Raw genomic sequence first — 22,688 nt, forward strand, 5'->3', positions numbered from 1 at the left:
GCGTCCGATTATCGGACGCGGTTGATCGGTGAACGGAACATATCGGGAGGCGAGATGCCGTATTACCGCAGCGTCGGCGATGTGCCGCGCAAGCGCCACACCCAGTTCCGCCAGCCCGACGGCACCCTCTACGCCGAGGAGCTGATGGGCCAGGAGGGCTTCTCCTCCGACTCGTCCCTGCTCTACCACCGGCACGCGCCCACCGCGATCCTGGCCGCCGACGAGTTCACCCCGCCCGCGTTCACCCGGGCACCGAACCTGCCGCTCAAGCCCCGCCACCTGCGCACCCACAAACTGGACACCGGCGGCTCCGACCCCGTCCTCGGCCGGCAGTACCTGCTCGCCAACGACGACGTACGGATCGGCTACGTGCTCGCCGACCGCCCCTCACCGCTGTTCCGCGACGCCACCGGCGACCACTGCCTCTACGTCGAGTCGGGAACCCTGCGGGTCGAGTCCCCGTTCGGGGTGCTGGACGCGGTGGCCGGCGACTACGTCATCATTCCCACCTCGACCATCCACCGGCTGGTGCCCACCGGTGACCAGCCCGTCCGCCTGCTCACCGTCGAGGCGTCCGGGCACATCGGCCCACCCAAGCGCTACCTCTCCGTCCGCGGCCAGTTCCTGGAGCACTCGCCGTACTGCGAGCGCGACGTCCGCGGCCCCGACTCGCCGCTGCTCGTCGACGGTGAGGAGGTCGAGGTGCTGGTCCGCCACCGCCGCGGTTGGACCCGCTACGTCTACGCGAACCACCCGTTCGACGTGGTCGGCTGGGATGGGCACCTCTACCCGTGGGCGTTCTCCATCCACGACTTCGAGCCGATCACCGGGCGCATCCACCAGCCCCCGCCGGTGCACCAGACCTTCCAGGGCCCCAACTTCGTCATCTGCTCGTTCGTGCCCCGCAAGGTCGACTACCACCCGGACGCGATCCCGGTGCCATACAACCACCACAACGTCGACTCCGACGAGATGCTCTTCTACACGGGCGGCAACTACGAGGCCCGGCGCGGCTCCGGCATCGAGCAGGGCTCGATCTCCCTGCACCCGTCCGGGTTCACCCACGGCCCCCAGCCGGGTGCGGCCGAGCGTTCCATCGGTGCGGACTACTTCGACGAGTTGGCCGTCATGGTCGACACGTTCCGTCCCCTGGATCTCTGCGACGCCGCCACCGGCTGCGAGGACGAGGGATACGCCTGGACCTGGGCGCGGCGCGGCTAGCGGATCGCGGTTCTGGTGAAGACGGCGAACTCGGCGATCGCCGTGGCGGCGATGGCCAGCACCAGCGGCCATGGCGAGCCGATCACCGCATACACCAGCAGCAGCACCGGCGCGGCGGCCACGGCGTAGACCGCCAGGGCCATCGCGCGGTCCGAGTGCAGCATGGCGGGCAGGACGGTCCGGGCCAGCCCGGGCAACCGGGCCGCGAGCTGCCAGACGACGATCCCACCGGTGAGCGCGGCGAGCACCGCCAGCATGCGGGAGAACCCGTCGCTCGCCGACGCCGCGACCGCGACCAGCACCGCCGCCACCAGCGACCAGCCCGCCCCGTAGAGCACCAGGCGGTGCAGGCCGGACGCGAGGGTTCGCGGCGAGTCGACCCGGCTCGGGGTGATCGACACCGCGTCCGCCACGTGCGCCAACGCCTCCGACCAGCGGCGCTGCTCCAGACGCATGACACCGACCTCGTGCCCGGCCTCGGCGAGGCGCGGGTCGAGCCGCAACGCCTCCCGGTAGGCCCGCTCGGCCAGGTCGAACAGGTCCAGCCGGGCGGCGACCAGGCTGAGCACCAGATGGGCCTGCGGCTCCTCCGGTGCCAGCTCGACCCCGCGCCAGGCCGCGTTCAGCGCCGGCTGCCCGTTGCGAGCGCCGGCCAGGATCGCCGCCGCGCTGCGCTGGGCGTACGCGTCGGCCGGGCCGAGGGCGAGGATCCGGTCTGCGGTGGCAGCCGACTCGGCGTAGCGCTCCAGATCGGCCAGGGCCATGCCCCGGGCGACCAGCGGCGGGAGCGCCTCCGGTGCGGCGGCCACGGCCGTGTCCGCGGCGGTGAGCGCCTCGGCCGGACGGTCGGCGGCCAGGTGCACCCGGGCCAGCATGGTGAGGGCATCCACGTCGTCCGGCTGGAGGGCCAGCCCGTAGGTCAGCTCGCCGGCCGCCTCGTCGTGGCGGCCGAGCTCGGCGAGGAGTTGGGCGCGCTGGACGTAGCCGTCGGCGGCGGACTGGTCGGGAGCGGGATCGCTGGACATCGCGGCGAGCTTAGGCGGCCGGCGCGTCGTACACCAGAGCCACCGCGATGCCGGTGAGCCCTTCCTCGCGGCCGGTGAAACCGAGCCCGTCGGTGGTCGCGGCGGACAGCGTGACCGGGGCGCCGACGGCGGAAGAGAGCACCTCCTGCGCCTCCGCGCGACGCTTGCCGATCTTGGGGCGGTTGCCGATGACCTGCACGGACACGTTGCCGATCTCCAGGCCGGCGGCCCGCACCCGGCGGGCCGTCTCGGTCAGCAGCGCCACACCGGACGCGCCGGCCCACTCCGGTTGACCCACTCCGAAGACGGCGCCGAGATCACCGAGGCCGGCGGCGGAGAGCAGCGCGTTGCAGGCGGCGTGCGCGACCACGTCGGCGTCCGAGTGCCCGGCGAGGCCGTCCTGGTCGGGCCAGAGCAGCCCGGCCACCCAGCAGGGCCGGCCCGGCTCGAACGCGTGCACGTCGGTGCCGATGGCCACCCGGGGAACGATCATGATCAGAGCGTACGCGTCAACCGCCGGCGGCAAGCAGATGCTCCGCCAGAGCCAGGTCGAACGGTCGGGTGATTTTCACTGCGTACTCCGAGCCCGGCACGCAGGTCACCGTCACGCCCTGCTTCTCGACGAGACCGGCGTCGTCGGTGAGGGAGTCACCAGCCGCGGCGTGCGCGGCGCTGAGCACCGCCCGGCGGAAACCCTGCGGGGTCTGCACCGCACGCAGGGCGGAACGGTCGACGGTGCCGAGCACCACGTCACCGGCGCCGACCTCCTTGATCGTGTCGACGACCGGCAGGACCGGGATCACCGCGTCACGCCCGCCACGGACTGCCGCGGCGACGGATTCGACCAGCTCGGGCGGCGTGAGCGCGCGGGCGGCGTCGTGCACCAGGATGATCGTCGGGCCAGCGGGCACCGCGGCCAGCGCGGCGGCCACCGACGCCTGTCGCTCCGCACCGCCGGCCACCACGATCACCGGCGCGACCGGGGCCAGCAGCTCACGGACGGCCGCCACCTCGGCGCCCGGCGCGGCCACCACGATCGTGTGCACCGACGGTGCGGCGGCCAGCCGTCGCACGGCGTGCACGAGGAGCGGCTCGCCGCCGAGCAGGCGCAGCGCCTTGGGTCGGCCGGGGCCGAGACGTACGCCGGCACCCGCCGCAGGCACGAGGACCGCGACGTCACCGCGCGGATTGAGCTGCGCGGTCACGTCACGGTCCTCGGTGGTTTCTTTGCTACGAAGTGGGTACGACGATGCTGTGCGGACTAGGCCTCGGTGAGGACCTTGTCGAGCAGCGTCTCCGCCTCGTCCTTGGTGCTCTTCTCAGCCAGCGCGACCTCACCGACGAGAATGTCGCGGGCCTTGGCCAGCATCCGCTTCTCACCAGCGGAAAGGCCCCGCTCCCGCTCCCGGCGCCACAGGTCGCGAACGACCTCGGCGACCTTCAGCGGGTTGCCGGAGGCCAGCTTTTCCAGGTTGGCCTTGTAACGCCGCGACCAGTTGGTCGGCTCCTCGGTGTGCGGAGCCCGGAGAACGTCGAAGACCTTGCCCAGGCCTTCTTCGCCGACCACCTCGCGCACACCCACGATCTCGGCATTCTCGGCGGGCACCCGGACCGTCAGGTCACCCTGCGCGACCCTCAGGACGAGGTATTTCTTAGGCTCGCCCTTGATGATCCGAGTCTCGATTGCCTCGATGAGTGCGGCCCCGTGGTGGGGGTAAACAACGGTCTCGCCGACACTGAAAACCATAGGTTCGAAACCCCTTTCGCTGTGTCTAGGGTAACACGGTCAGGCACTGATGTCTCTCCGATGTCCTGACCATTGGCGCAGCTCAGGGGCCCTGTGAGAGGTCTTGCTTCAGCTTGACAGGCGGTCAAACCAATGGTTCGAACACGCTCCGTAACGAACGAATGACTGCCCGGTACGGGTGAACGGAACGTCGAGATCAAGGGCTACGCGCTCCTCCCATGGTAGCCCGGCCAGCGGGACTGCGCCCAGGTGTAGCGGGAGGAGCCCCTGGTGCGCGACCCTGGAGACCGAGCCGCACTCCGCTCTCGAGACGCTTCCAGGAGGTCCGATGGGCAAGCCGGACGCAGAGGGCCACGGGCCGACCGACGGCCTGCCCGGCCTGCCGCCCGAGTGGGGCCGTGTCGTGGTTCCCGACGACGCCTCCGCGCTCGCCGCCGAGGCCGCCCAGATCCGCCGTGAACTCCGCAGGGCCACCGGCCTGCCCCGAAGCCGCGCTCTGGGCCTACCGCTGCTGGTCCTGCTGGTGGCGGTCCTCACCACGCTGACCGGCCTGGTCGCGGTCACCTGGCCACGCGCCAGCCGCAGCGACCGGCCGACCCCGGCGCCCTACTCGCCACCCGCGACCCTCGCCGGGCGGGCCCTGCCCGCCCTGGACCTGGTCGACGAGGGCCAGGCACCGGTGCCACTGCGCGGCCTGCTGCCCGCCATGATCATCCTGTTGGACGGCTGCCCCTGCCCGGACCGCGTCGCCGACGCCCTGACGGCTGCGCCCGCCGGGGTCTCCGTGGTGACCGTCAGCGGCGGCCGGACGGCGCCAGCCCCACCGACCAACCGACCGCAGGTCCGGGCGCTGGCAGACCCCGCCGGAGGGCTGCGCTCGTTCCTGGGCCAACCGGCCCGCCCCGGCGTCGCCACCGCCCTGCTGGTCGACCGCGCCGGCACGGTGACCCTGGTGCTGCCCGACCTGGGGCCGGTGGACACCTACCGAGGTGAGCTGACCGCCCTCGGCGCCTGAGCGCGGCTCGGCGCCTGGGCGGCCTGGTCGCGGCTCGGCGCCTGAGGGCCGGCGCGACGCGCCCGAGCGCGGCCTGCCGGCCTAGCGGGGCAGGAGGACGAGCTGCGCCTGCACGTCGATCTCCCGCTCACCCGTCGCCGACAGCGACACCCGGAACGGCCTGCCGTGCGCCAGCACCTCGGCGCTGGCGACCGTGCCGTCGCAGTCGATCTGGGACGGCCCGGCAAGCCCGGCCCCGGAGACGCTCACCAGCATGGCGCCCGGCCTGGTGCACCGGTATTGCAGGAGGTGACGCCCACTGTCGCCCGGTGCCTGCCGGACCACGCTCTGCCCCGGAGCGAGTGCCGCCCGCTCCCGCCACACGGTGTCGCGGAACGAGGGCAGATCGCCCTCGAAGAAGAACCCAGCGAGATTACCGTCGATGTCGACGATCTTGCCGGTCTCCGGGTCGATCTCCGTCCGTACGCCGTCCGGAGCGCTGACGACCTCACCGCTCGCGTCCACCCGCATCGTCAGCCGTTCACCGGGCACCCCGGTGACCAGGGCGCGTTCCAGCGCCGTGCTCACACTCGGCCCGGTGGACGGGACGGTCTCCGAAGGAGCAGCCGACCTGGCCGTCGAGGCGGGCGCGGCGGCCTGCCACCACCAGCCACCAACGGCCAGCACGGCCACCGCGGCACCCACCAGGACGGCCGAGCGCAGTCGGTCGTCCGCCGTCGTATCCATCCAGCGAGCGTACCGGCCGGAGGAGGAGGTGATCAGTCCTGTCGATCGAGCAGAGCGGCGTACAGGGTGAGGCCGGGACCGAACGCCAACATGACGACGCGTCGAGCCGCAGGAGTCGCAGGAGTCGCACGGCCCAGCCGATCCAGGATCAGCAGCACGGTCGGGGACGAGCAGTTGCCGTGCTCGTCGAGCGTCGCCCGGGACGCCGCCAGACCCTGCGGCGGCAACGCCAACTCACGCTCCACCACGTTGAGGATCCGCGGCCCGCCCGGATGCACCGCCCAGCCGTCCACCTCGGAACTGGTGAGACCGTGCCGGGCCAGCAGGTCGTCGACCAGCGCACGGACGTGCCTCGACAGCACCTGCGGCACCTTCGGCGACAGCCCCATCCGGAAACCAGCGTCGGTGACGTCCCAGGTCATGTGGTCCGCCGTCGATGTGTCGGTGACGGACGTGACCTCGCGCAACGCGTACCCCGGGCCGCTCGGCGTGACCACGGCGGCGACCGCCGCATCCGAGAAGAGCGCGTGGGAGACGATCTGCTGGGTGTCCACCCTGGCACTCGACGGTTGGATGTGCAGGCTGGTCAGCTCCGCGCAGAGCAGCAGCGCCGGTCGTCCTCGCGCGGTGACGAAGTCACTCGCCGCACCGAGGCCCGGCATCGCCGCGTAACAGCCCATGTGGCCGATGAACATCCGCTGGGTGTCCGCGGCCATGCCGAGGTCCCGGGCGAGCAGAATGTCCAGCCCGGGGGTGGCGTAGCCCGTGCACGAGCAGACGATGAACAGCCCGATGTCGCCGGCGTCCAACCCGGCTGCGGTCAACGCGCGGCCCACCGCCTCCTTGCCCAGCGGCAGCGCCTCGACCTGATAGCGACGCATCCGGCGCTCGGTCGGCCAGTCCGACACGTCCTCCAACAGCGGGTTGACCGCAGCCTGACGCCGGGTCACCCCGGAGTGCGCGAAGATCCGCTGGGCCAACGACCTGGTGGTGCCGGTGAAGTGCCGGGAGAAGTAGCCCTCCCACAACTCGTCCTGCGAAGCGGACGGCGGCTGTGCAATCCCGAGCCCCGCGATCACTGGTACGGACACGATCCCCACCTCTCGTCAAATGCTGTCCTCCCCCTGGCCGTCCCACCAGCCGCCTCGGCTGGCCTATCTTGCGTGCGAGTCCCCGGCCGGCTCACCAACGCGGTGCCGATCCGTCGCGGTCCGGGTCGCCGCCCAGGGCGGCGATGCCCAGCCAGTCGGCGCAGACATCCGAGGTGGCCGGGTGCAGCGAGCCGCAGCGGGCATCGCGGTAGAGCCGCTCCAACGGATGACCACGTCGGGTCGCCGAGGTGCCCGCCGCCTCCAACACCGACGCCGCCACCTCGGCGGCCGTGGTGCCGGCGAGCAGCTTCGCCCGCCACACCCAACGGTTGGTCTCCTCGTCGCCCGGCGCCTCGTCCACCCGACGGGCCGCCTCGGCGACCACCAGCTGGGCGGCCGCCGTGGCTGCGTCCGCCCTGCCCAGTCGGGCCCGCACCGCCGGCAGACCGGCCAGGTTGCGGGCGTTGAGGTGCTCGGCCGCCGCGTCGATCGCCGCCCGGGCCACCCCCACATACACTGCCGCGTAGCTGGCCACCAGCCAGTGCGGCATCAGTTGGGCGACCACCAGCGCCAGCCCTTCCACACCACCGAGCAGCCGGTCCGCCGGAACCGTCACGTCCAGGTGCAGGTCGTGTGAGGAGGTGGCGCGCATGCCGAGCGCATCCCAGGTCGGCTCCACTGTCAACCCGTCACCGGCCGGCACCAGGAACTGCGAGACCACCGACTGGTCGGCCGCGCTGCGCGCCGCCACCAGGTAACCGTCGGCATGCCCGGCGCCGGAACAGAAGGTCTTGCTGCCCTTGAGATGCCAACCCTCGTCGGTCGCCTCGTACGCCGTGGTCAGCTGGGACAGCCGGGCACCGGCGCCACGCTCGCTCATCGCGACCGCATACCAGGAGCCCTGAGCCGCAGCGGTGAGCAGCCGGTCCCGGGCGACCAGCGCCTCGTCCGGCACACCCAACGCCTCGGCCAGCTCCTCGGTGACCGCGCCCAGGGCACCTGTCACCGAGGCATGCATGTTGAACACCAGGGCCGTCGCGCCGTTGCCCCGGGCAAGCTCAGTGGCCACCGCGGCGTACTCGGCGAAGCTGGCCTCCATGCCGCCCAGTGCCCGGGGCACCATCAAACCGAAAAGGCCAGCCTCCCGCAGGTCACGGAAGTCCTCGACGGGGAAGGAACCGTCCCGGTCGTGTTCCGCCGCACGCGCGGCGAACCGCGGCGCCAACCGGCGGGCCGCCTCAAGCGCCTGCACCGTCATATCGTCTCCTCCTCGGCGTCCCATACCCCCGCCAGGCCCGGACTATCCTTTGCGGACCCCCCGGCCCTGGTAGAGCACGGCGGTGGACCGGATCGGCACGATGCGTGGCGCGCGGCCCGTGGACGTCGCACCGGACGTCCGGGTCGCGCGGGCCCGGCGCAGCAACCAGGCAATCATGCCCCCGACCTGCGGACGGATGCCTCGCAGCCGCAGGTCGACACCGTGCCGGGCACACTCGGCCACCAGTGCCCGGGCGTCCACGAACAACCGTGGATCGTGGATGCCGCGTGGCACGGTCGGCAGCCGCTCGGCGATCCGTACCGCGACGAGCCGGGCCAGCGCCGTGTCGTTCAGGGTGTCCAACACCAGCAGACCGCCCGGGCGCAGCAGACGGCACGCCTCGGCCACCGCACTCGGCCAGGCCGGCACATGCTCCAGCAGCTCACCTGCGGAGACCACGTCGGCGCAACCGCTCGGCAGCGGGACGGCGGTGACGTCGCCCTGGACCACGCGCACCCCGTGCTCGGCCGCCTGGACCAGCGCCGAGCGGGTCAGATCCACACCGACGTGGCGGTAACCCTTGCCGGCCAGGTGCGGCGCGAGCAGACCGGCGCCGCAACCCAGATCGACCAGCAGCGCGCCCGGACGGGTGGCCGGCGGCACCAGCGCCGCGCGGGCCTCCGCCAGCCAGTGCAGCATCGCGAACGCGCCATCGGGCCGCCACCACTCACCGGCCAGGTCGTCGTACTGGCGCGGATCGTTACGCGGCAGCACCCGGGGGCCGGTGGACGCCGCGGACGCAGCCACGTCTCGCATGGCACCGAGCGTGGCACGACTGCTCGGTAACGACCAGACTTCCCTTATGTCGTCGAGGGTGTTAGGGCTGGTCAGAGCGAGCCATCCGGAACCGGCCGCAGCGGTGACCGCGGTTTCCGGCCTGCTGGCCTGGGGAGTGGGTCACCGGCCGACCGGAATCGTGTCCGTCGTGCTCGCCGTTCTTGCCAGCCAGCTCGCCGTCGGCTGGACCAACGACGCGCTGGACGCCGAGCGGGACGCCACTGTGGGGCGTACCGACAAACCGGTCGCCGCCGGCGCTGTCGGTCGGCGCACCACGGCCTGGGCCGCGGCGGTGGCCGCGGTGGCCTGTCCGTTGCTGGCGCTGACCACGAACCCCACTGCGGCGTTCTGGTTGACCGTCGCACTGGTCTCGGCGCTGCTCTACGACTGGCCGCTCAAGGCCACCGCGTTCTCGGTGCTGCCGTACGCCGTCTCGTTCGGCGCGCTGCCCGCCTTCGTGGTGCTGGCGCTGCCCGGTCAGCCGACCCCACCCGCCTGGCTGCTGGTCGCGGCGGCATGCCTGGGGGCCGGGGCGCACTTCGCCAACGTGCTGCCCGACCTGGCCGATGACGCACGGACCGGGGTGCGCGGACTGCCGCACCGGCTGGGCGCCACCGGCAGCCGGATCGCGGCGGCCGGCCTGCTCCTCGCGGCGACCGCGGCCCTGGTCCTCGGGCCACCCGGGCGGCCGTCGGCGATCGGGGTGGCGGCGGTCGTCACGGCCGCCGTGGTGCCACCGCTGAGCTGGTACGCCGGGCGCTCGGCGGTCCGGGCCGGCCGGCGGCCGGTGTCGGCCTTCCGGGCGGTGATGCTGGTGGCCCTCATCGACGTGGTCCTGCTGGTCGCGAGCGGTCGGGTGGTGTGAACGGCACCCGGGCAGGTGGCATTGCCGGGTCCGCGTGCGGGCCTCGATCAGTCCCAACTACCCTGGAGCGCGGTCTGCGCGGGTATGGCCACCGTGCCCGGCGTGCGGCCCGGGTGGGGATTGTGACGAGGAGGACCGACGTGACGCGCTCGATCAGGGGATCCCGGCGTGCGGCCCTGTTGCTGTCCGGAATTGCGGCGGCCAGTCTGCTGACGTCCGGCTGCGGCGCCGGACAGATCGCCGAGACCGCCACCAAGGAGGCGTCGGTCCAGGGCGTCAGCCTCACCACCAACAACGGTTCCTTCTCCGTGCGTGGCCTGCTCGTGGACTACCCGGGCACCGAGGGCTACAAGGCCGGCCAGGACGCTGGGCTCAACGCGGTGATCTACAACGACTCGAAAGAGACGGTGACGGTCACCATCACCACCGAGAGCGCCCGTGAGGTGGTGATCAGCGGCGGCTCGGCGAGCCCGTCGCCGTCCGCCTCGGAGTCCGCCTCCACCAGCCCGTCTGCCTCCGGCTCGGCCAGCCCGTCGACCTCCGGGTCCGGCTCGGCCAGCCCGTCGGCAACCCCGTCCGAGACCGGGTCGTCCTCGGCCACCCCGTCCGCCCCGGAGTCGGCGCGGGCGTCCGGTTCGGCCAGCCCGTCCGCTCCGGGCACGCCGGCCCGGATCGAGCTGGCCCCGCTGAGCTACGTCCAGCTCAACTCCGAGGCCACCACGCAGCTCCGGCTGCTTGGCCTGACCGAGGCGCTGCGCTCCGGTCAGAACGTCTTCGTGACCTTCGACTTCGGCAACGGCAACACAGTGACCGGCCCGGCGCCGATCGCGGTGCCGCTCACCCCGGCCGCACCCCCCTCGCCGATCATCGAGCGCGAGGGCGGCTACGGAGACGACGAGGGCGGCACCACCCACGAGTGACCCGAGCGCACATCGACGAACGCCCCGGCGTGGTGACCACCACGCCGGGGTGTTTTCGTCGTACGCGAGGGCTAGCGTCCTGATGTGACCACCTCCCGATCGACCCCTTCGCGCGGCGGCACCGCCGGTGCCGCCCGTGGCCGGTCCGCCGCCCGCGAGCCGCGTCCGGCCTACCAGTGCGACGCGTGCGGGCACCAGCCACCCAAGTGGGTGGGGCGCTGCCCGGAGTGCGGCGAGTGGGGCGCGGTGGTCGAGAGCACGGTGACCGGCCCGACCGTCTCCGGTCGCGTGGTCAGTTCCCGGATGCCGACCGAGCCGGCCCGGCCGATCGCCACCATCAGCGCCGCCCCGGCCCGCGCCGTGCCCACCGGGGTGAGCGAGCTCGACCGGGTGCTCGGCGGCGGCCTGGTCCCCGGTGCCGTGGTGCTGCTCGCCGGCGAGCCCGGTGTCGGCAAGTCGACCCTCCTGCTCGATGTGGCGCAGCATTGGGCGGTCGGTGCCGGCAGCCCCTCACTGGTGGTCAGTGGCGAAGAGTCGGTCAGCCAGGTGCGCCTGCGCGCCGAACGGATGGGCACCCTGCACGAGCAGCTCTACCTCGCGGCGGAGAGCGACCTGGCGTCGGTGCTCGGTCACCTCGACGCGGTCAAGCCGGGCCTGTTGGTGCTCGACTCGGTGCAGACCATCTCGACCACCGGCACCGAGGGCGTGCCCGGTGGGGTGACCCAGGTGCGCGCGGTGACCGCCGCGCTGGTCTCGGTCGCCAAGGAGCGGGGCATCGCCACCGTGCTGGTCGGGCACGTCACCAAGGACGGCCAGGTGGCCGGGCCCCGGGTGCTGGAGCACCTGGTCGACGTCGTGCTGCACTTCGAGGGCGACAAGCACTCGTCGCTCCGCCTGGTGCGCGGCGTGAAGAACCGGTTCGGCGCGGCCGACGAGGTCGGCTGCTTCGAGATGCACGAGGGTGGCATCAGCAGCCTGGCCGACCCGTCCGGGCTGTTCCTGACCCGCTACGCGGAGCCGGTCCCGGGCACCTGTGTGACAGTGGCCATGGAGGGGCGGCGGGCCCTGGTCACCGAGGTCCAGGCCCTGATCGGCGCAACGGTGGCCGGCTCACCCCGACGCACCGTCTCCGGCCTCGACTCGGCGCGTCTGGCGATGGTGCTCGCGGTGCTGCAACGACGCACCGAGCGGCTGACCCTGCACGACCGGGAGGTCTTCGCCGCCACTGTGGGCGGGATCCGGGTGGTGGAGCCGGCAGCCGACCTGGCGGTCGCGTTGGCGGTCGCCTCCGGCGGGCTCAACCTGGCCATCGCGCCGCACCTGGTGGCGATCGGTGAGGTGGGGCTGACCGGCGAGGTGCGCCGCGTCGGGGCGGTGCCGCGCCGGCTGGCCGAAGCGGCCCGGCTGGGGTTCAAGGTGGCCCTGGTGCCGACCGGTTGCGGGCCGGCCAGCACCGGCGCCGGCCCCGAGCACATGCGGGTGACCGAGGTCACGGACGTCCGTTCGGCACTGCACCATGCGGCCCGCGCGTCCGCCGAGTGACGCACCGTGCCGACGGAGACGGCGATACCGGACAGCACGTCGCAAGCGGGAATCGGTTGGAAGGGCCGCATCGTGACACATCACAGTAACCACGACAGCACCCACCGCACGGCAGTCCGTAGACTGTGCCCGTGCCGATCGACCGCGAAACCACCAAGCCAGCCGGCGCGCCGCCCCAGGCCCGCACCGGCGCCGTGGGCTCGCCCGCCCGCCCGATCAGCGTGAGCGTGACCGCGGGAGCCGCCGGGAGCGCCGGCGACCCGTTGCGGGCCAACCTCGCCCTGATGGCCCCGGGCACCGCCCTACGCGACGGTCTGGAGCGCATCCTGCGCGGCCGCACCGGCGCGCTCATCGTGCTCGGCTACGACAAGGTCGTCGAGGGCCTGTGCACCGGAGGCTTCCCGCTGGACGTGGAGTTCTCCGCGACGCGCGTCCGGGAGCTGTGCAAGATGGACGGCGCCGTCGTGCTCTCCAGCGACGGCACCAGGATCGTCCGGGCGGCCGTGCACCTGATGCCCGACCCGTCCATCCCGACCGAAGAGTCCGGCACCCGGCACCGCACCGCCGAGCGGGTGGCCCGACAGACCGGCTACCCGGTCATCTCGGTCAGCCAGTCGATGCGGATCATCAGCCTCTACGTCAACGGCCAGCGGCACGTGCTCGACGACTCGGCCGCCATCCTCTCCCGGGCCAACCAGGCGCTCGCCACCCTGGAGCGCTACAAGCTCCGGCTGGACGAGGTCTCCGGCACGCTCTCCGCACTGGAGATCGAGGACCTGGTCACCGTACGGGACGCGGTGGCCGTGGTGCAGCGACTGGAGATGGTTCGCCGGATCGCCGACGAGATCGCCGGCTATGTGGTCGAGTTGGGCACCGACGGTCGCCTGCTCGCCCTGCAACTCGACGAGCTGATGGCCGGCGTGGACGCCGACCGCACGCTGGTCATCCGGGACTACCTCCCGATCGGCCGCAAGTCGCGCACCCTGGACGAGGCACTCGTCGAGCTGGACCTGCTCGGCGCCACCGAGCTGATCGACCTGGTGGCGGTGGCCAAGGCGATCGGCTACCCAGCCGCGTCCGACGCGCTGGACGCCGCGGTCAGCCCTCGCGGCTTCCGACTGCTGGCCAAGGTGCCCCGGCTGCCGGTCGCGGTGGTCGACCGCCTTGTGGTGCACTTCGGCAGCCTCCAGCGCCTGCTGGGCGCGACAGTGGAGGATCTGCAGGCCGTCGAGGGCGTCGGTGACGCACGGGCCCGAGGCGTCCGTGAGGGGCTGTCCCGGCTCGCCGAGGCATCCATCCTGGAACGGTACGTCTAACCCCGGCTCAGCCGGTGATGGTGAGCTTCACGGGCGAGCTGAGCTTCGTGCCCACCCGGGCGAACACCTGGTACGACCCGAGCGGCGGGAACGGCCCGCCGGCCAGCGCACCGTCGCACCGGCTGGTGTCCCGCCCGTTCCACGGCACCTGGTAGGCGCGCTCGAAGTTCGGCGTGAAGGTCTGCACGTCCAAGCCCTGGACCTTGCCGCAGGTGTCCGACGACCAGATCTTCTCCGCACCGGACTTGATGAAGATCTCCTGTAGGTCGGCACCGACGTTCCGACTGCACGTGCGGTCCGACGTGTTCTTGATCTTGAGTTGCAGCTCGACCACCGCCCCACGCTGGACCGAGGTCGGGCTCGCCGACGAGACCACGCTGATCTCCGCGTCGGTGCAGGTGCCGTCGTCCTCCGAACCAGCCGCCGCGCCCAGCGGAGGTGTGTTGCTGGTGATCGCGGGGCTCGGGCTCGTCACAGCCGGATCGGCGGACGCGGGCGGCGGCGGAGCCCCGGTCTCCGGGGTCAGCACCGGGCCCCCAGGAGCGGGCGTGCCGGCGGAGGTCGGCGTCGAAGTCGCCCCCGCCGTCGGCTTCTCGCCGGAACGACCCGACTGGGTGCACGAGTAGAGCAGGACAATCAGGAAAAGTAGCCCCACTCCGAGTACGACAACGCGACGCCGCCAGTACACGGCGGGTGGCAGGGGGCCGACCGTCAGACGCATGATGCCTCCCACCGTAGCCGCGCTCCCCCGGCCAGTACGGCGCGACGCGCCGGGGCCGCCCGCGGGCACCCGATCCACTCTCCACTCAGGACAAAACTGCCGACCCTCCGGCGACCGGTCAGAGGTAGACCTTGCGCTGGTAGACGGCGTGCGCACCGGCCACCCGATCCAGGAAGAGCAACCCCGCGCAGTGGTCAATCTCGTGCTGCAACGCCCGAGCCTCGAAGCCGTCGGTCACCAACCGGACCGGCTTACCGGTGCCCGGCAGGTCACCCTCCACCACCAGCCGGCTGGCCCGCTTCACATCCCCCGTCAGGTCCGGCACCGACATGCACCCCTCCCGGCCGGGCTTCCACCGCGTCGCTTCGACCACCCGGGCGTTGCAGAGCACGAAGGTGCCATGCACCGTGACCGCCTTCGGGTGCCCGGTCACATCGACGGCGAACACACGCGCACCCACCCCGACCTGCGGCGCGGCCAGGCCGACGCAGCCCGGCGACACCCGCATCGTCGCCACCAGGTCGGCCGCGAGCTGGACGGTCTCCTTCGCGGTCGGATCGACCCCCTCGGCGGCCCGACTCAACACCGGATGAGGGGCCGACACAACCGGCCGCACCTCACCGGGCACGACCAGCGACTCGGGTGTCCAGTCGCCCAGACCGACGTACGCCTCGACGTCCGGCCCGTTCTCCTCGCCGCTCACAACAGATCCGGGTCCGCCGGCCGGAGGGTGACCTCCACGCCCAGCTCGGCAGCCGTCCGGTGCAACCGGTCGATCAGTGTGTCGGCCACACCAGCCGGCAACTCGACCTCGGCCAGCACCACGTAGAGCGACCCGGCCAACCGCGTACTCAGGTCGGTGACGTTTCCGCCAGCGTCGACCAGCACCCGGGTCATCGCCGCGACGATGCCCATCCGGTCCGAACCGTGCACCGCCATCACGTACGGCTCACCCGCCGCAGGCACCTCGCCGTCCGGCGTGACCGCGCGTACCGTCGCCAGCAGTTGCCCCTCGGCGGCCAGCGGCGCCAACGCGGCCTCGACCTCGGCGGAGGCCGGTCCGGTGCAGATCAGGGTCATCGCGAAATGCCCCCGCAGGCGCGTCATCGTGCTGTCGGTGAGGTTCGCACCCAGTCGGGCGAGGACCTCGGCGACGTCGGCCACGATGCCCGGCCGGTCCCTACCGATGACGGTGATCGCGAGCTCGTTCATCCGGGCATTCTCTCCGATCCGTCGGGCGCAGCCGTGGCACCCCGCCCGAGCCGCCCATCCAGCGGGATCGCCAGGCGTGACATCATCGACGGCGCCATGACTCAACCCGATTTCGCCACGCTGGTCAGCCGGTGGTTCCAGCAACACGCCCGTGACCTGCCGTGGCGTGCACCCGGGGTCACCCCGTGGGCCATCCTGGTCAGCGAGGTCATGCTCCAGCAGACCCCCGTGGTCCGGGTGGTGCCGGCCTGGCAGGCATGGCTGGCCCGCTGGCCGGACCCGGCGGCGCTGGCCGCGGACACCCCGGCCGAGGCGATCCGGATGTGGGGACGTCTCGGCTACCCGCGCCGGGCGGTGCGGTTGCGGGAGTGCGCGGTCGCGATCGTGGACCGGCACGGCGGCCAGGTGCCGGACCGGTTGGAGCAACTGCTGGCACTGCCCGGGGTCGGCACCTACACGGCGCGGGCCGTGGCCACCTTCGCGTACGGGCAGCGGCACCCGGTGGTCGACACCAACGTTCGCCGGGTGGTCTGCCGGGCGGTAGCCGGCGAGCCGGACGCCGGACCGGTCACCCGGCCAGCCGACCTCGTCGCCACCGAAGAGCTGCTCCCGGTGGAACCGGCCGCGGCGGCACTCGCCAGCGCCGCGTTCATGGAACTGGGCGCGGTGATCTGCACAGCCCGGTCACCACGCTGTACCGCCTGCCCGGTCGAGTCGGTCTGCGCCTGGCGGGCCTCAGGCCAGGAGGCGCCAGCAGGGCCAACCCGGCGACCCCAGCGGTACGCGGGCACCGACCGACAGGTACGAGGTCTCCTGCTCGGGGTGCTCCGGGAGACCACCGGGCCGGTCCCACACCAGCGCTTGGACCAGGTCTGGACCGATGACGTCCAACGTGCCAGAGCCCTCGCCGGCCTGGTGCAGGACGGGCTGGTCGAAGCGGCCGGAGCCGACAGCTTCCGCCTCGTCGGCGACGGCCCGTCCCACCCGACAGCCGACCTGACCACCTGACCCACCCCGCCCTGACCCTGTCTTGTCCTGCCCCCGCCCGCCGCGCGGGCCGCGCCCCGCCGCGCGGACGGCCCCGCGCCACGCCGGGCCGCCAGCCGCACTCCGCCCACAACATCAGGGAAGTTGCTGCCTCCGGACGCCGTGAGGCAGCACTTTCCCTGATGTTGCGCGGATCTTGCGTAGCGCGGCGGGCGCGGGCAGGGCGCGGCGGGCGCGGGCGGGCGCGGGTGACCTGTGGGGTAGCGCAAAAGGCGGGGCCCCGGTGGCTCACGCCACCGGGGCCCCGCCCTCTTACTGCTTGTTACGCCACCTCGTCCGTCGCCGCTGCCGCGGTGCCGGCGGCCGTGCCACCGAGGTCGGCCGGAACGGCGTCCGGAACCTCGACCGGCTTCTCGGCACCCCGGAAGACGAGCTTGGACTTGTCAATGTCGTTCGGGTCGCCCTCGCAGTCCACCACGACGATCTGACCCGGGGTCAGCTCGTTGAACAGGATCCGCTCGGAGAGGTTGTCCTCGATGTCGCGCTGGATCGTGCGACGAAGCGGACGTGCACCGAGCACCGGGTCGAAGCCCTTCGCCGCCAGGTACTTCTTGGCGTTGTCGGTCAGCTCCAGACCCATGTCCTTGTTGCGCAGCTGGCCCTCGATCCGCTGGATCATGATGTCCACGATCGAGAGGATCTCGGTCTGACGCAGCTGGTGGAAGACGATGGTGTCGTCGATCCGGTTGAGGAACTCAGGCCGGAAGTGCTGCTTGAGCTCGTCGTTGACCTTCTGCTTCATCCGGTCGTAGTTGGACTCGGAGTCCTCCGACGCCTGGAAGCCCAGCGACACCGCCTTGGCGACGTCACGGGTGCCCAGGTTGGTGGTCAGGATGATGACCGTGTTCTTGAAGTCCACGATCCGACCCTGACCGTCGGTGAGCCGACCGTCCTCCAGGATCTGGAGCAGCGTGTTGAACACGTCCGGGTGGGCCTTCTCGATCTCGTCGAAGAGGACCACCGAGAACGGCCGACGCCGCACCTTCTCGGTCAGCTGCCCGCCCTCGTCGTAACCGACGTAGCCGGGAGGGGCACCCACGAGCCGGGAGACCGTGTAGCGGTCGTGGAACTCGGACATGTCCAGCTGGATGAGGGAATCCTCGCTGCCGAAGAGGAACTCGGCGAGCGCCTTGGACAGCTCGGTCTTACCGACACCGGACGGACCGGCGAAGATGAACGAGCCCGACGGGCGCTTCGGGTCCTTCAGGCCGGCCCGGGTACGCCGGATCGCCTTCGAGACCGCCTTGACCGCGTCCTCCTGGCCGATGACGCGCTTGTGCAGCTCGTCCTCCATGCGCAGCAGGCGTGAGGTCTCCTCCTCGGTCAGCTTGTAGACCGGGATGCCGGTCCAGTTGCCGAGAACCTCGGCGATCTGCTCGTCGTCAACCTCGCTGACGACGTCCAGGTCACCGGCCTTCCACTCCTTCTCCCGCTGAGCCTTCTGACCAAGGAGCTGCTTCTCCTTGTCACGCAGCTGAGCGGCGCGCTCGAAGTCCTGAGCGTCGATCGCGGACTCCTTGTCGCGGCGCACCTGGGCGATGCGCTCGTCGAAGTCACGCAGGTCTGGCGGCGCGGTCATCCGACGGATCCGCATCCGGGCACCGGCCTCGTCGATCAGGTCGATCGCCTTGTCCGGCAGGAAGCGGTCGGAGATGTATCTATCGGCCAGAGTTGCGGCAGCCACCAGGGCTGCGTCCGTGATCGAGACGCGGTGGTGCGCCTCGTAGCGGTCACGCAGGCCCTTGAGGATCTCGATGGTGTGCGCCAGCGACGGCTCACCCACCTGGATCGGCTGGAAGCGGCGCTCGAGAGCGGCGTCCTTCTCCAGGTGCTTGCGGTATTCGTCGAGGGTGGTGGCACCGATGGTCTGCAGCTCGCCACGGGCCAGCATCGGCTTGAGGATGCTCGCGGCGTCGATCGCGCCCTCGGCGGCACCCGCACCCACCAGGGTGTGGATCTCGTCGATGAACAGGATGATGTCGCCGCGGGTGCGGATCTCCTTGAGCACCTTCTTGAGGCGCTCCTCGAAGTCACCGCGGTAGCGGGAACCGGCGACGAGCGCACCCAGGTCGAGCGTGTAGAGCTGCTTGTCCTTCAGAGTCTCGGGCACCTCGCCCTTGATGATCTTCTGGGAAAGCCCCTCCACCACGGCGGTCTTACCGACGCCGGGCTCACCGATCAGGACCGGGTTGTTCTTGGTACGGCGGGAGAGCACCTGCATGACCCGCTCGATTTCCTTCTCGCGCCCGATGACCGGGTCGAGCTTGCCCTCGCGGGCGGCCTGAGTCAGGTTGCGGCCGAACTGGTCCAGCACGAGGCTGGTCGACGGCGCGGCCTCACCCGGCGTGGCGCCCGCCGCGGCAGGCTCCTTGCCCTGGTAGCCGGAAAGCAGCTGGATCACCTGCTGGCGGACCCGGTTGAGGTCGGCGCCGAGCTTGACCAGCACCTGGGCGGCAACGCCCTCGCCCTCACGGATCAGCCCGAGCAGGATGTGCTCCGTGCCGATGTAGTTGTGGCCGAGCTGCAGCGCCTCGCGCAGCGACAGCTCCAGCACCTTCTTGGCCCGCGGCGTGAACGGGATGTGCCCGCTCGGCGCCTGCTGGCCCTGGCCGATGATCTCCTCGACCTGCTGGCGGACGCCCTCCAGGGAGATGCCGAGGCTCTCCAGGGCCTTTGCCGCGACGCCTTCACCTTCGTGGATCAGGCCCAGCAGGATGTGTTCCGTACCGATGTAGTTGTGGTTGAGCATCCGGGCCTCTTCTTGGGCCAGGACGACAACCCGTCGCGCTCGGTCGGTGAACCGCTCGAACATGCCCTCGTGCTCCTCACGTGCCGTGCGCCTTGATGGTCAAGATCTTGGCGGGGCCGGTGCACGAACGTCCGGGACGGGCGTCCGTGCCTCCTTACTCTATCGTCGTTGACCGACTCAGCTGAGGTCGTGTGTCTCTGCTCTGGGTCGGTTCCACGTCGTTTTGGACAACCGTCCGCGCTCAGGAGGTGTTCCGGTAGCCCTGTCGCTACGCGCAGAGCGAAATCCGACTGGCGTGACAGAAGCCCGATCCGGGCTCCGGAAGCGCTGTGGAGGCGCTCCGAGGGGCTCGGAGGGGGTGGGCCGGAGGTCGCGACGAACGCCGCGCCGGGCCCTGAGGAAGGTTGTCCACAGGTTGTGGATAGCTGTTCCACTGGTTGTGGACAACGCCGCCGGGTGCCGAATGCTTCCCGGGCCCCGGACGGGCGTCGGCGGATACGGCGACGCCGGCCCGGAGAGGTGCTCCGGCCCGGCGTCGGTGTCGCCTGCGGTGGCGGAAGAGCCACCAGGTCGCTGACGGATCAGCGCTTCGCGTGGTACTCGTCGACGATCTCCTGTGGGATACGACCCCGGTCCGAGATGTCCTTGCCGGACTTCTTGGCCCACTCCCGGATCGCCTTGTTCTGCTCCCGATCGGCGGTCGCGCCACCCCGACCGCGGGCGGCACGCCCACCGATCACGACGCCGCCGCGACCGACCTTGGTGCCAGCGCCCACGTACGCGGCAAAAGCGTCGCGCAATTTAGCGGCGTTGGCCTTCGACAGGTCGATCTCGTACTGAACGCCGTCGAGGGCGAACTTGACGGTCTCGTCAGCGTCCCCACCGTCCAGGTCATCGACCAGCTTGTGAATGATCTGCTTGGCCACGTCCCACATTCCTTTCGAGCAGGGCGCTCCTGCTTAACGAGAGCACAATAACCCGCGCGCCGCTCGCCGCGTCAATAGGATGCCGTTACGGCCCGGCGTGAGCCGGGCCCGACTACTCGGGGCGGACCAACGGGAAGAGGATCGTTTCCCGAATTCCGAGCCCCGTCAGGGCCATCAACATCCGGTCGATTCCCATTCCCATGCCGCCGGCCGGCGGCATTCCATACTCCATCGCCCGGAGAAAGTCCTCGTCGAGACGCATCGCCTCGTCGTCGCCCCGCGCGGCCAGCTGCGCCTGGGCCACCAGCCGCTCGCGCTGCACCACCGGGTCGACCAGCTCGGAGTACGCGGTCCCCAGCTCGAAGCCGAGCACGTAGAGGTCCCACTTCTCGGCCAGACCCGGCTCGCTGCGGTGGGCCCGGGTGAGCGGGCTGGTCTCCTCCGGGTAGTCGCGCACGAAGGTGGGCGCCACAAGGCCGGGGACGACCAACTCCTCGAACAGTTCCTCGGCCAGCTTGCCCGGCCCCCACTTGGGGTCCACGGCCAATCCCACCTTGTCCGCGTACTCGACCAGGCGGGAACGATCGGTGCGGACCGTGACCTCCTCGCCCAGCGCTTCGGAAAGCACGCCGAACAGCGTCACGGATCGCCACTCGCCGCCCAGGTCGAACTCCCGACCGTCGGCGTGGGTCACCACCATCGAGCCGCTGACCGCGATCGCCGCCTGTTGCACGAGATTGCGGGTCAACTCAGCCATCGTGTTGTAGTCGCCGTAGGCCTGGTACGTCTCCAGCATCGCGAACTCCGGCGAGTGCGAAGAGTCGACACCCTCATTACGGAAGTTGCGGTTGATCTCGAAGACGCGGTCGACGCCACCGACCACAGCGCGCTTGAGAAACAGTTCCGGCGCGATTCGCAGATACAGATCGGTGTTCAACGCATTGCTGTGGGTCACGAACGGTCGGGCCGCCGCGCCACCATGCAGCAGTTGCAACATCGGTGTTTCCACCTCGATGAAGCCCTGCCCGTGCAGTGAATCGCGCAGACTACGTACGGCGGCGGCCCGGGTGCGAACCATCTCCCGCGCCTGCGGCCGGACGATCAGGTCGACGTAACGCTGCCGGACGCGCGCCTCCTCGGAGAGCGGCTTGTGCGCCACCGGCAGCGGACGCAGCGCCTTCGCGGTCATCTCCCATTCCTGCGCCAGCACCGACAGCTCACCCCGGCGGCTGGTGATCACCTCACCGGTGACGCCGACGTGGTCGCCGAGGTCGACCAGGCGCTTCCAGGCCTCCAGTCGCTCCGGGCCGACCCGGTCCAGCGAGAGCATCGCCTGCAACTCGGTGCCGTCGCCGTCCCGGAGGGTCGCGAAGCAGAGCTTGCCCGTGTTGCGTACGAAGATCACCCGGCCGGTGACCGCGACCTGGTCACCGGTCGCGGTGTCGGTCGGCAGGTCGGCGTAGCGCGCCCGGACCTGCGCCAGGGTGGTCGTGCGGGAGAAACCGACCGGGTAGGGCTCGACGCCCTCGGCGAGCATCCGGTCCCGCTTCTCCCGGCGGACCTTCATCTGCTCGGGAAGGTCGTCTGCGGGGTCCACTGGCACGGGGTTCTGCTCGCTCACGGCACGCTTCCTCGTCACGGGAGATACAGGGGTCAGGCCCGAGCGTACTCAAGCCCTCAGGGGGTCGTTACCGGATAACCTGCCCGGCATGTCGGATCACACCCAGGCTCTCTCATTCGGTGCGGCGGCAGCCGAGTACGACCGGTTTCGCCCCCGTTATCCGGAACCGGCAGTGCGGTGGGCGCTGGACGGGTTGGGGAGTTCCGCCCGCATCGTCGACCTGGGCGCGGGCACCGGCATCCTCACGCGCGGCGTGCTCGCCCTGGGACACGAGGTGACACCCGTGGAGCCGGACCCCGCCATGCGCGCCCAACTGGCAGCCGCCACCCCGGGACTCACGGCGCTGGCCGGTGGCGCGGAGTCGGTGCCCCTGCCCGACGAGGTCGCGGACGCCGTGGTGGTGGGGCAGGCGTACCACTGGTTCGACCGGGAGCTGGCGCACATTGAGATCGCCCGGGTGCTGCGGCCCGGCGGGACGTTCGCCCCGATCTGGAACATGCGCGACGATCGGGTGGACTGGGTCGCCGAGCTGGGCCGGATCGCACACCTGGGGGACAACGCCGGCAACGTGATCGAGAGGTACACCGACTTCGGCCCCGCGTTCGAGCCGATCGAGCTGGGCGAGTTCAACCACCACACCACGCTCACACCGGACGACATCGTCGCGATGCTGCACACCCGCTCGTACTGGCTCACCGCCCCGGCCGAGCGGCGGGCGACGATCGACCAGGAGCTGTGGGAACTCCTGGCCACCCACCCCGAACTGGCCGGTCGGGAGACCGTCGAGCTGCCGTACCGCACGATGGTCCTGCGGGCCCGGCGGCGCTGACACCACCGCGACCACCGGCT

22 protein-coding genes are annotated in these 22,688 nt (G+C 71.3%); 8 read left to right on the top strand and 14 right to left on the bottom strand.

Annotated elements, in window-relative coordinates:
• The first annotated feature begins 54 nt into the window (after positions 1-54).
• Positions 55-1,221, top strand: a complete 1,167-nt coding sequence (locus tag FBZ33_RS29150; RefSeq protein WP_141911540.1) for a homogentisate 1,2-dioxygenase — start codon at positions 55-57, stop codon at positions 1,219-1,221.
• Here the strand turns inward: FBZ33_RS29150 and FBZ33_RS29155 are convergent.
• From FBZ33_RS29155 to FBZ33_RS29170, 4 genes are read right to left on the bottom strand one after another with little or no spacing between them, the layout of a single operon-like run.
• On the bottom strand, positions 1,218-2,246 hold the full coding sequence (locus FBZ33_RS29155) for a tetratricopeptide repeat protein (RefSeq protein ID WP_141911542.1): 1,029 nt from the start codon (positions 2,244-2,246) through the stop codon (positions 1,218-1,220). The two genes, FBZ33_RS29150 and FBZ33_RS29155, sit on opposite strands and share 4 nt — an antisense overlap.
• 10 nt (positions 2,247-2,256) lie before the next feature.
• On the bottom strand, positions 2,257-2,742 hold the full coding sequence (gene ispF, locus FBZ33_RS29160) for a 2-C-methyl-D-erythritol 2,4-cyclodiphosphate synthase (protein ID WP_099849081.1): 486 nt from the start codon (positions 2,740-2,742) through the stop codon (positions 2,257-2,259).
• Positions 2,743-2,755: 13 nt separating this feature from the next.
• Entirely contained in the window at positions 2,756-3,451 is a 696-nt protein-coding gene (ispD, locus tag FBZ33_RS29165; RefSeq protein WP_141911543.1) for a 2-C-methyl-D-erythritol 4-phosphate cytidylyltransferase, read from the bottom strand.
• Between the two features lie 56 nt (positions 3,452-3,507).
• The gene (locus FBZ33_RS29170) at positions 3,508-3,993 is read right to left on the bottom strand and encodes a CarD family transcriptional regulator (protein WP_088950500.1); all 486 of its coding nucleotides are present in this window, start codon (positions 3,991-3,993) and stop codon (positions 3,508-3,510) included.
• A gap of 328 nt (positions 3,994-4,321) precedes the next feature.
• Here FBZ33_RS29170 and FBZ33_RS29175 point away from each other — a divergent pair, with 328 nt between their 5' ends.
• Positions 4,322-5,008 carry a hypothetical protein gene (locus tag FBZ33_RS29175; protein ID WP_141911545.1) on the top strand — a complete coding sequence of 229 codons (687 nt, stop codon included), beginning with the start codon at positions 4,322-4,324 and terminating at the stop codon, positions 5,006-5,008.
• Between the two features lie 81 nt (positions 5,009-5,089).
• Here the strand turns inward: FBZ33_RS29175 and FBZ33_RS29180 are convergent, their stop codons facing one another.
• The 4 genes from FBZ33_RS29180 to FBZ33_RS29195 all read right to left on the bottom strand — a co-directional run bounded on the left by FBZ33_RS29180 (position 5,090) and on the right by FBZ33_RS29195 (position 8,899).
• Entirely contained in the window at positions 5,090-5,734 is a 645-nt protein-coding gene (locus FBZ33_RS29180; RefSeq protein ID WP_141911547.1) for a hypothetical protein, read from the bottom strand.
• Between the two features lie 32 nt (positions 5,735-5,766).
• Positions 5,767-6,825 (bottom strand): type III polyketide synthase, encoded by a 1,059-nt coding sequence (locus FBZ33_RS29185; protein WP_141911548.1) that lies wholly within the window; start codon positions 6,823-6,825, stop codon positions 5,767-5,769.
• A gap of 91 nt (positions 6,826-6,916) precedes the next feature.
• Entirely contained in the window at positions 6,917-8,083 is a 1,167-nt protein-coding gene (locus FBZ33_RS29190; RefSeq protein WP_099849089.1) for an acyl-CoA dehydrogenase family protein, read from the bottom strand.
• Between the two features lie 42 nt (positions 8,084-8,125).
• Positions 8,126-8,899 carry a bifunctional 2-polyprenyl-6-hydroxyphenol methylase/3-demethylubiquinol 3-O-methyltransferase UbiG gene (locus FBZ33_RS29195; RefSeq protein WP_141911550.1) on the bottom strand — a complete coding sequence of 258 codons (774 nt, stop codon included), beginning with the start codon at positions 8,897-8,899 and terminating at the stop codon, positions 8,126-8,128.
• A 46-nt stretch (positions 8,900-8,945) separates the two neighbouring features.
• Between FBZ33_RS29195 and FBZ33_RS29200 the strand changes: the two genes are divergently transcribed.
• The 4 genes from FBZ33_RS29200 (at position 8,946) to disA (ending at position 13,563) form a co-directional block, all read left to right on the top strand.
• Positions 8,946-9,785, top strand: coding sequence for a UbiA family prenyltransferase (locus FBZ33_RS29200; RefSeq protein WP_141913005.1), 840 nt, complete (start codon positions 8,946-8,948; stop codon positions 9,783-9,785).
• 140 nt (positions 9,786-9,925) lie between these two features.
• Positions 9,926-10,705, top strand: coding sequence for a hypothetical protein (locus tag FBZ33_RS29205; RefSeq protein ID WP_099849092.1), 780 nt, complete (start codon positions 9,926-9,928; stop codon positions 10,703-10,705).
• A gap of 84 nt (positions 10,706-10,789) precedes the next feature.
• Entirely contained in the window at positions 10,790-12,247 is a 1,458-nt protein-coding gene (gene radA / locus FBZ33_RS29210) for a DNA repair protein RadA (protein ID WP_088950507.1), read from the top strand.
• 131 nt (positions 12,248-12,378) lie between these two features.
• The gene (gene disA, locus FBZ33_RS29215; protein ID WP_088952067.1) at positions 12,379-13,563 is read left to right on the top strand and encodes a DNA integrity scanning diadenylate cyclase DisA; all 1,185 of its coding nucleotides are present in this window, start codon (positions 12,379-12,381) and stop codon (positions 13,561-13,563) included.
• A 7-nt stretch (positions 13,564-13,570) separates the two neighbouring features.
• Here the strand turns inward: disA and FBZ33_RS29220 are convergent, their stop codons facing one another.
• The 3 genes from FBZ33_RS29220 to FBZ33_RS29230 form a co-directional block, all read right to left on the bottom strand.
• The gene (locus FBZ33_RS29220; RefSeq protein ID WP_141911552.1) at positions 13,571-14,284 is read right to left on the bottom strand and encodes a hypothetical protein; all 714 of its coding nucleotides are present in this window, start codon (positions 14,282-14,284) and stop codon (positions 13,571-13,573) included.
• A 118-nt stretch (positions 14,285-14,402) separates the two neighbouring features.
• Complete coding sequence (locus tag FBZ33_RS29225) at positions 14,403-14,987, bottom strand: peptide deformylase (protein ID WP_141911553.1); 585 nt, start codon at positions 14,985-14,987, stop codon at positions 14,403-14,405.
• A complete protein-coding gene (locus FBZ33_RS29230; protein WP_088950510.1) occupies positions 14,984-15,496 on the bottom strand; it encodes a glycine cleavage system protein R in 513 nt (170 codons plus the stop codon). Before FBZ33_RS29230 ends, FBZ33_RS29225 begins: the two co-directional genes overlap by 4 nt.
• 96 nt (positions 15,497-15,592) lie before the next feature.
• Here FBZ33_RS29230 and FBZ33_RS29235 point away from each other — a divergent pair, with 96 nt between their 5' ends.
• Positions 15,593-16,504, top strand: coding sequence for an A/G-specific adenine glycosylase (locus FBZ33_RS29235; protein WP_141911555.1), 912 nt, complete (start codon positions 15,593-15,595; stop codon positions 16,502-16,504).
• Positions 16,505-16,805: 301 nt separating this feature from the next.
• On the opposite strand, the gene FBZ33_RS29240 is transcribed toward FBZ33_RS29235, so the two are convergent.
• From FBZ33_RS29240 to lysS, 3 genes are all read right to left on the bottom strand, one after another.
• Positions 16,806-19,355, bottom strand: a complete 2,550-nt coding sequence (locus FBZ33_RS29240; RefSeq protein ID WP_141911557.1) for an ATP-dependent Clp protease ATP-binding subunit — start codon at positions 19,353-19,355, stop codon at positions 16,806-16,808.
• A 518-nt stretch (positions 19,356-19,873) separates the two neighbouring features.
• Entirely contained in the window at positions 19,874-20,218 is a 345-nt protein-coding gene (locus FBZ33_RS29245) for an Lsr2 family protein (RefSeq protein WP_088952068.1), read from the bottom strand.
• A 112-nt stretch (positions 20,219-20,330) separates the two neighbouring features.
• A complete protein-coding gene (gene lysS / locus FBZ33_RS29250) occupies positions 20,331-21,839 on the bottom strand; it encodes a lysine--tRNA ligase (protein ID WP_141911558.1) in 1,509 nt (502 codons plus the stop codon).
• An 88-nt stretch (positions 21,840-21,927) separates the two neighbouring features.
• Between lysS and FBZ33_RS29255 the strand changes: the two genes are divergently transcribed.
• Positions 21,928-22,668, top strand: coding sequence for a class I SAM-dependent methyltransferase (locus tag FBZ33_RS29255; RefSeq protein ID WP_141911560.1), 741 nt, complete (start codon positions 21,928-21,930; stop codon positions 22,666-22,668).
• Positions 22,669-22,688: the final 20 nt, after the last annotated feature.

The sequence above is a fragment of the Micromonospora sp. A202 genome, assembly GCF_006715105.1.
GTDB classification, from domain to species: Bacteria; Actinomycetota; Actinomycetes; order Mycobacteriales; family Micromonosporaceae; genus Micromonospora; species Micromonospora zamorensis.

What these genes read in the sequence shown, in the direction of transcription:
- FBZ33_RS29180 (WP_141911547.1), bottom strand. Translation starts at nt 5,734, where the DNA reads ATGGATACGACGGCGGACGACCGACTGCGCTCGGCCGTCCTGGTGGGT.
- FBZ33_RS29235 (WP_141911555.1), top strand. Translation starts at nt 15,593, where the DNA reads ATGACTCAACCCGATTTCGCCACGCTGGTCAGCCGGTGGTTCCAGCAA.
- FBZ33_RS29240 (WP_141911557.1), bottom strand. Translation starts at nt 19,355, where the DNA reads ATGTTCGAGCGGTTCACCGACCGAGCGCGACGGGTTGTCGTCCTGGCC.
- FBZ33_RS29190 (WP_099849089.1), bottom strand. Translation starts at nt 8,083, where the DNA reads ATGACGGTGCAGGCGCTTGAGGCGGCCCGCCGGTTGGCGCCGCGGTTC.
- FBZ33_RS29170 (WP_088950500.1), bottom strand. Translation starts at nt 3,993, where the DNA reads ATGGTTTTCAGTGTCGGCGAGACCGTTGTTTACCCCCACCACGGGGCC.
- FBZ33_RS29255 (WP_141911560.1), top strand. Translation starts at nt 21,928, where the DNA reads ATGTCGGATCACACCCAGGCTCTCTCATTCGGTGCGGCGGCAGCCGAG.
- FBZ33_RS29195 (WP_141911550.1), bottom strand. Translation starts at nt 8,899, where the DNA reads ATGCGAGACGTGGCTGCGTCCGCGGCGTCCACCGGCCCCCGGGTGCTG.
- FBZ33_RS29175 (WP_141911545.1), top strand. Translation starts at nt 4,322, where the DNA reads ATGGGCAAGCCGGACGCAGAGGGCCACGGGCCGACCGACGGCCTGCCC.
- FBZ33_RS29150 (WP_141911540.1), top strand. Translation starts at nt 55, where the DNA reads ATGCCGTATTACCGCAGCGTCGGCGATGTGCCGCGCAAGCGCCACACC.
- FBZ33_RS29200 (WP_141913005.1), top strand. Translation starts at nt 8,946, where the DNA reads ATGTCGTCGAGGGTGTTAGGGCTGGTCAGAGCGAGCCATCCGGAACCG.
- FBZ33_RS29155 (WP_141911542.1), bottom strand. Translation starts at nt 2,246, where the DNA reads ATGTCCAGCGATCCCGCTCCCGACCAGTCCGCCGCCGACGGCTACGTC.
- FBZ33_RS29220 (WP_141911552.1), bottom strand. Translation starts at nt 14,284, where the DNA reads ATGCGTCTGACGGTCGGCCCCCTGCCACCCGCCGTGTACTGGCGGCGT.
- FBZ33_RS29230 (WP_088950510.1), bottom strand. Translation starts at nt 15,496, where the DNA reads ATGAACGAGCTCGCGATCACCGTCATCGGTAGGGACCGGCCGGGCATC.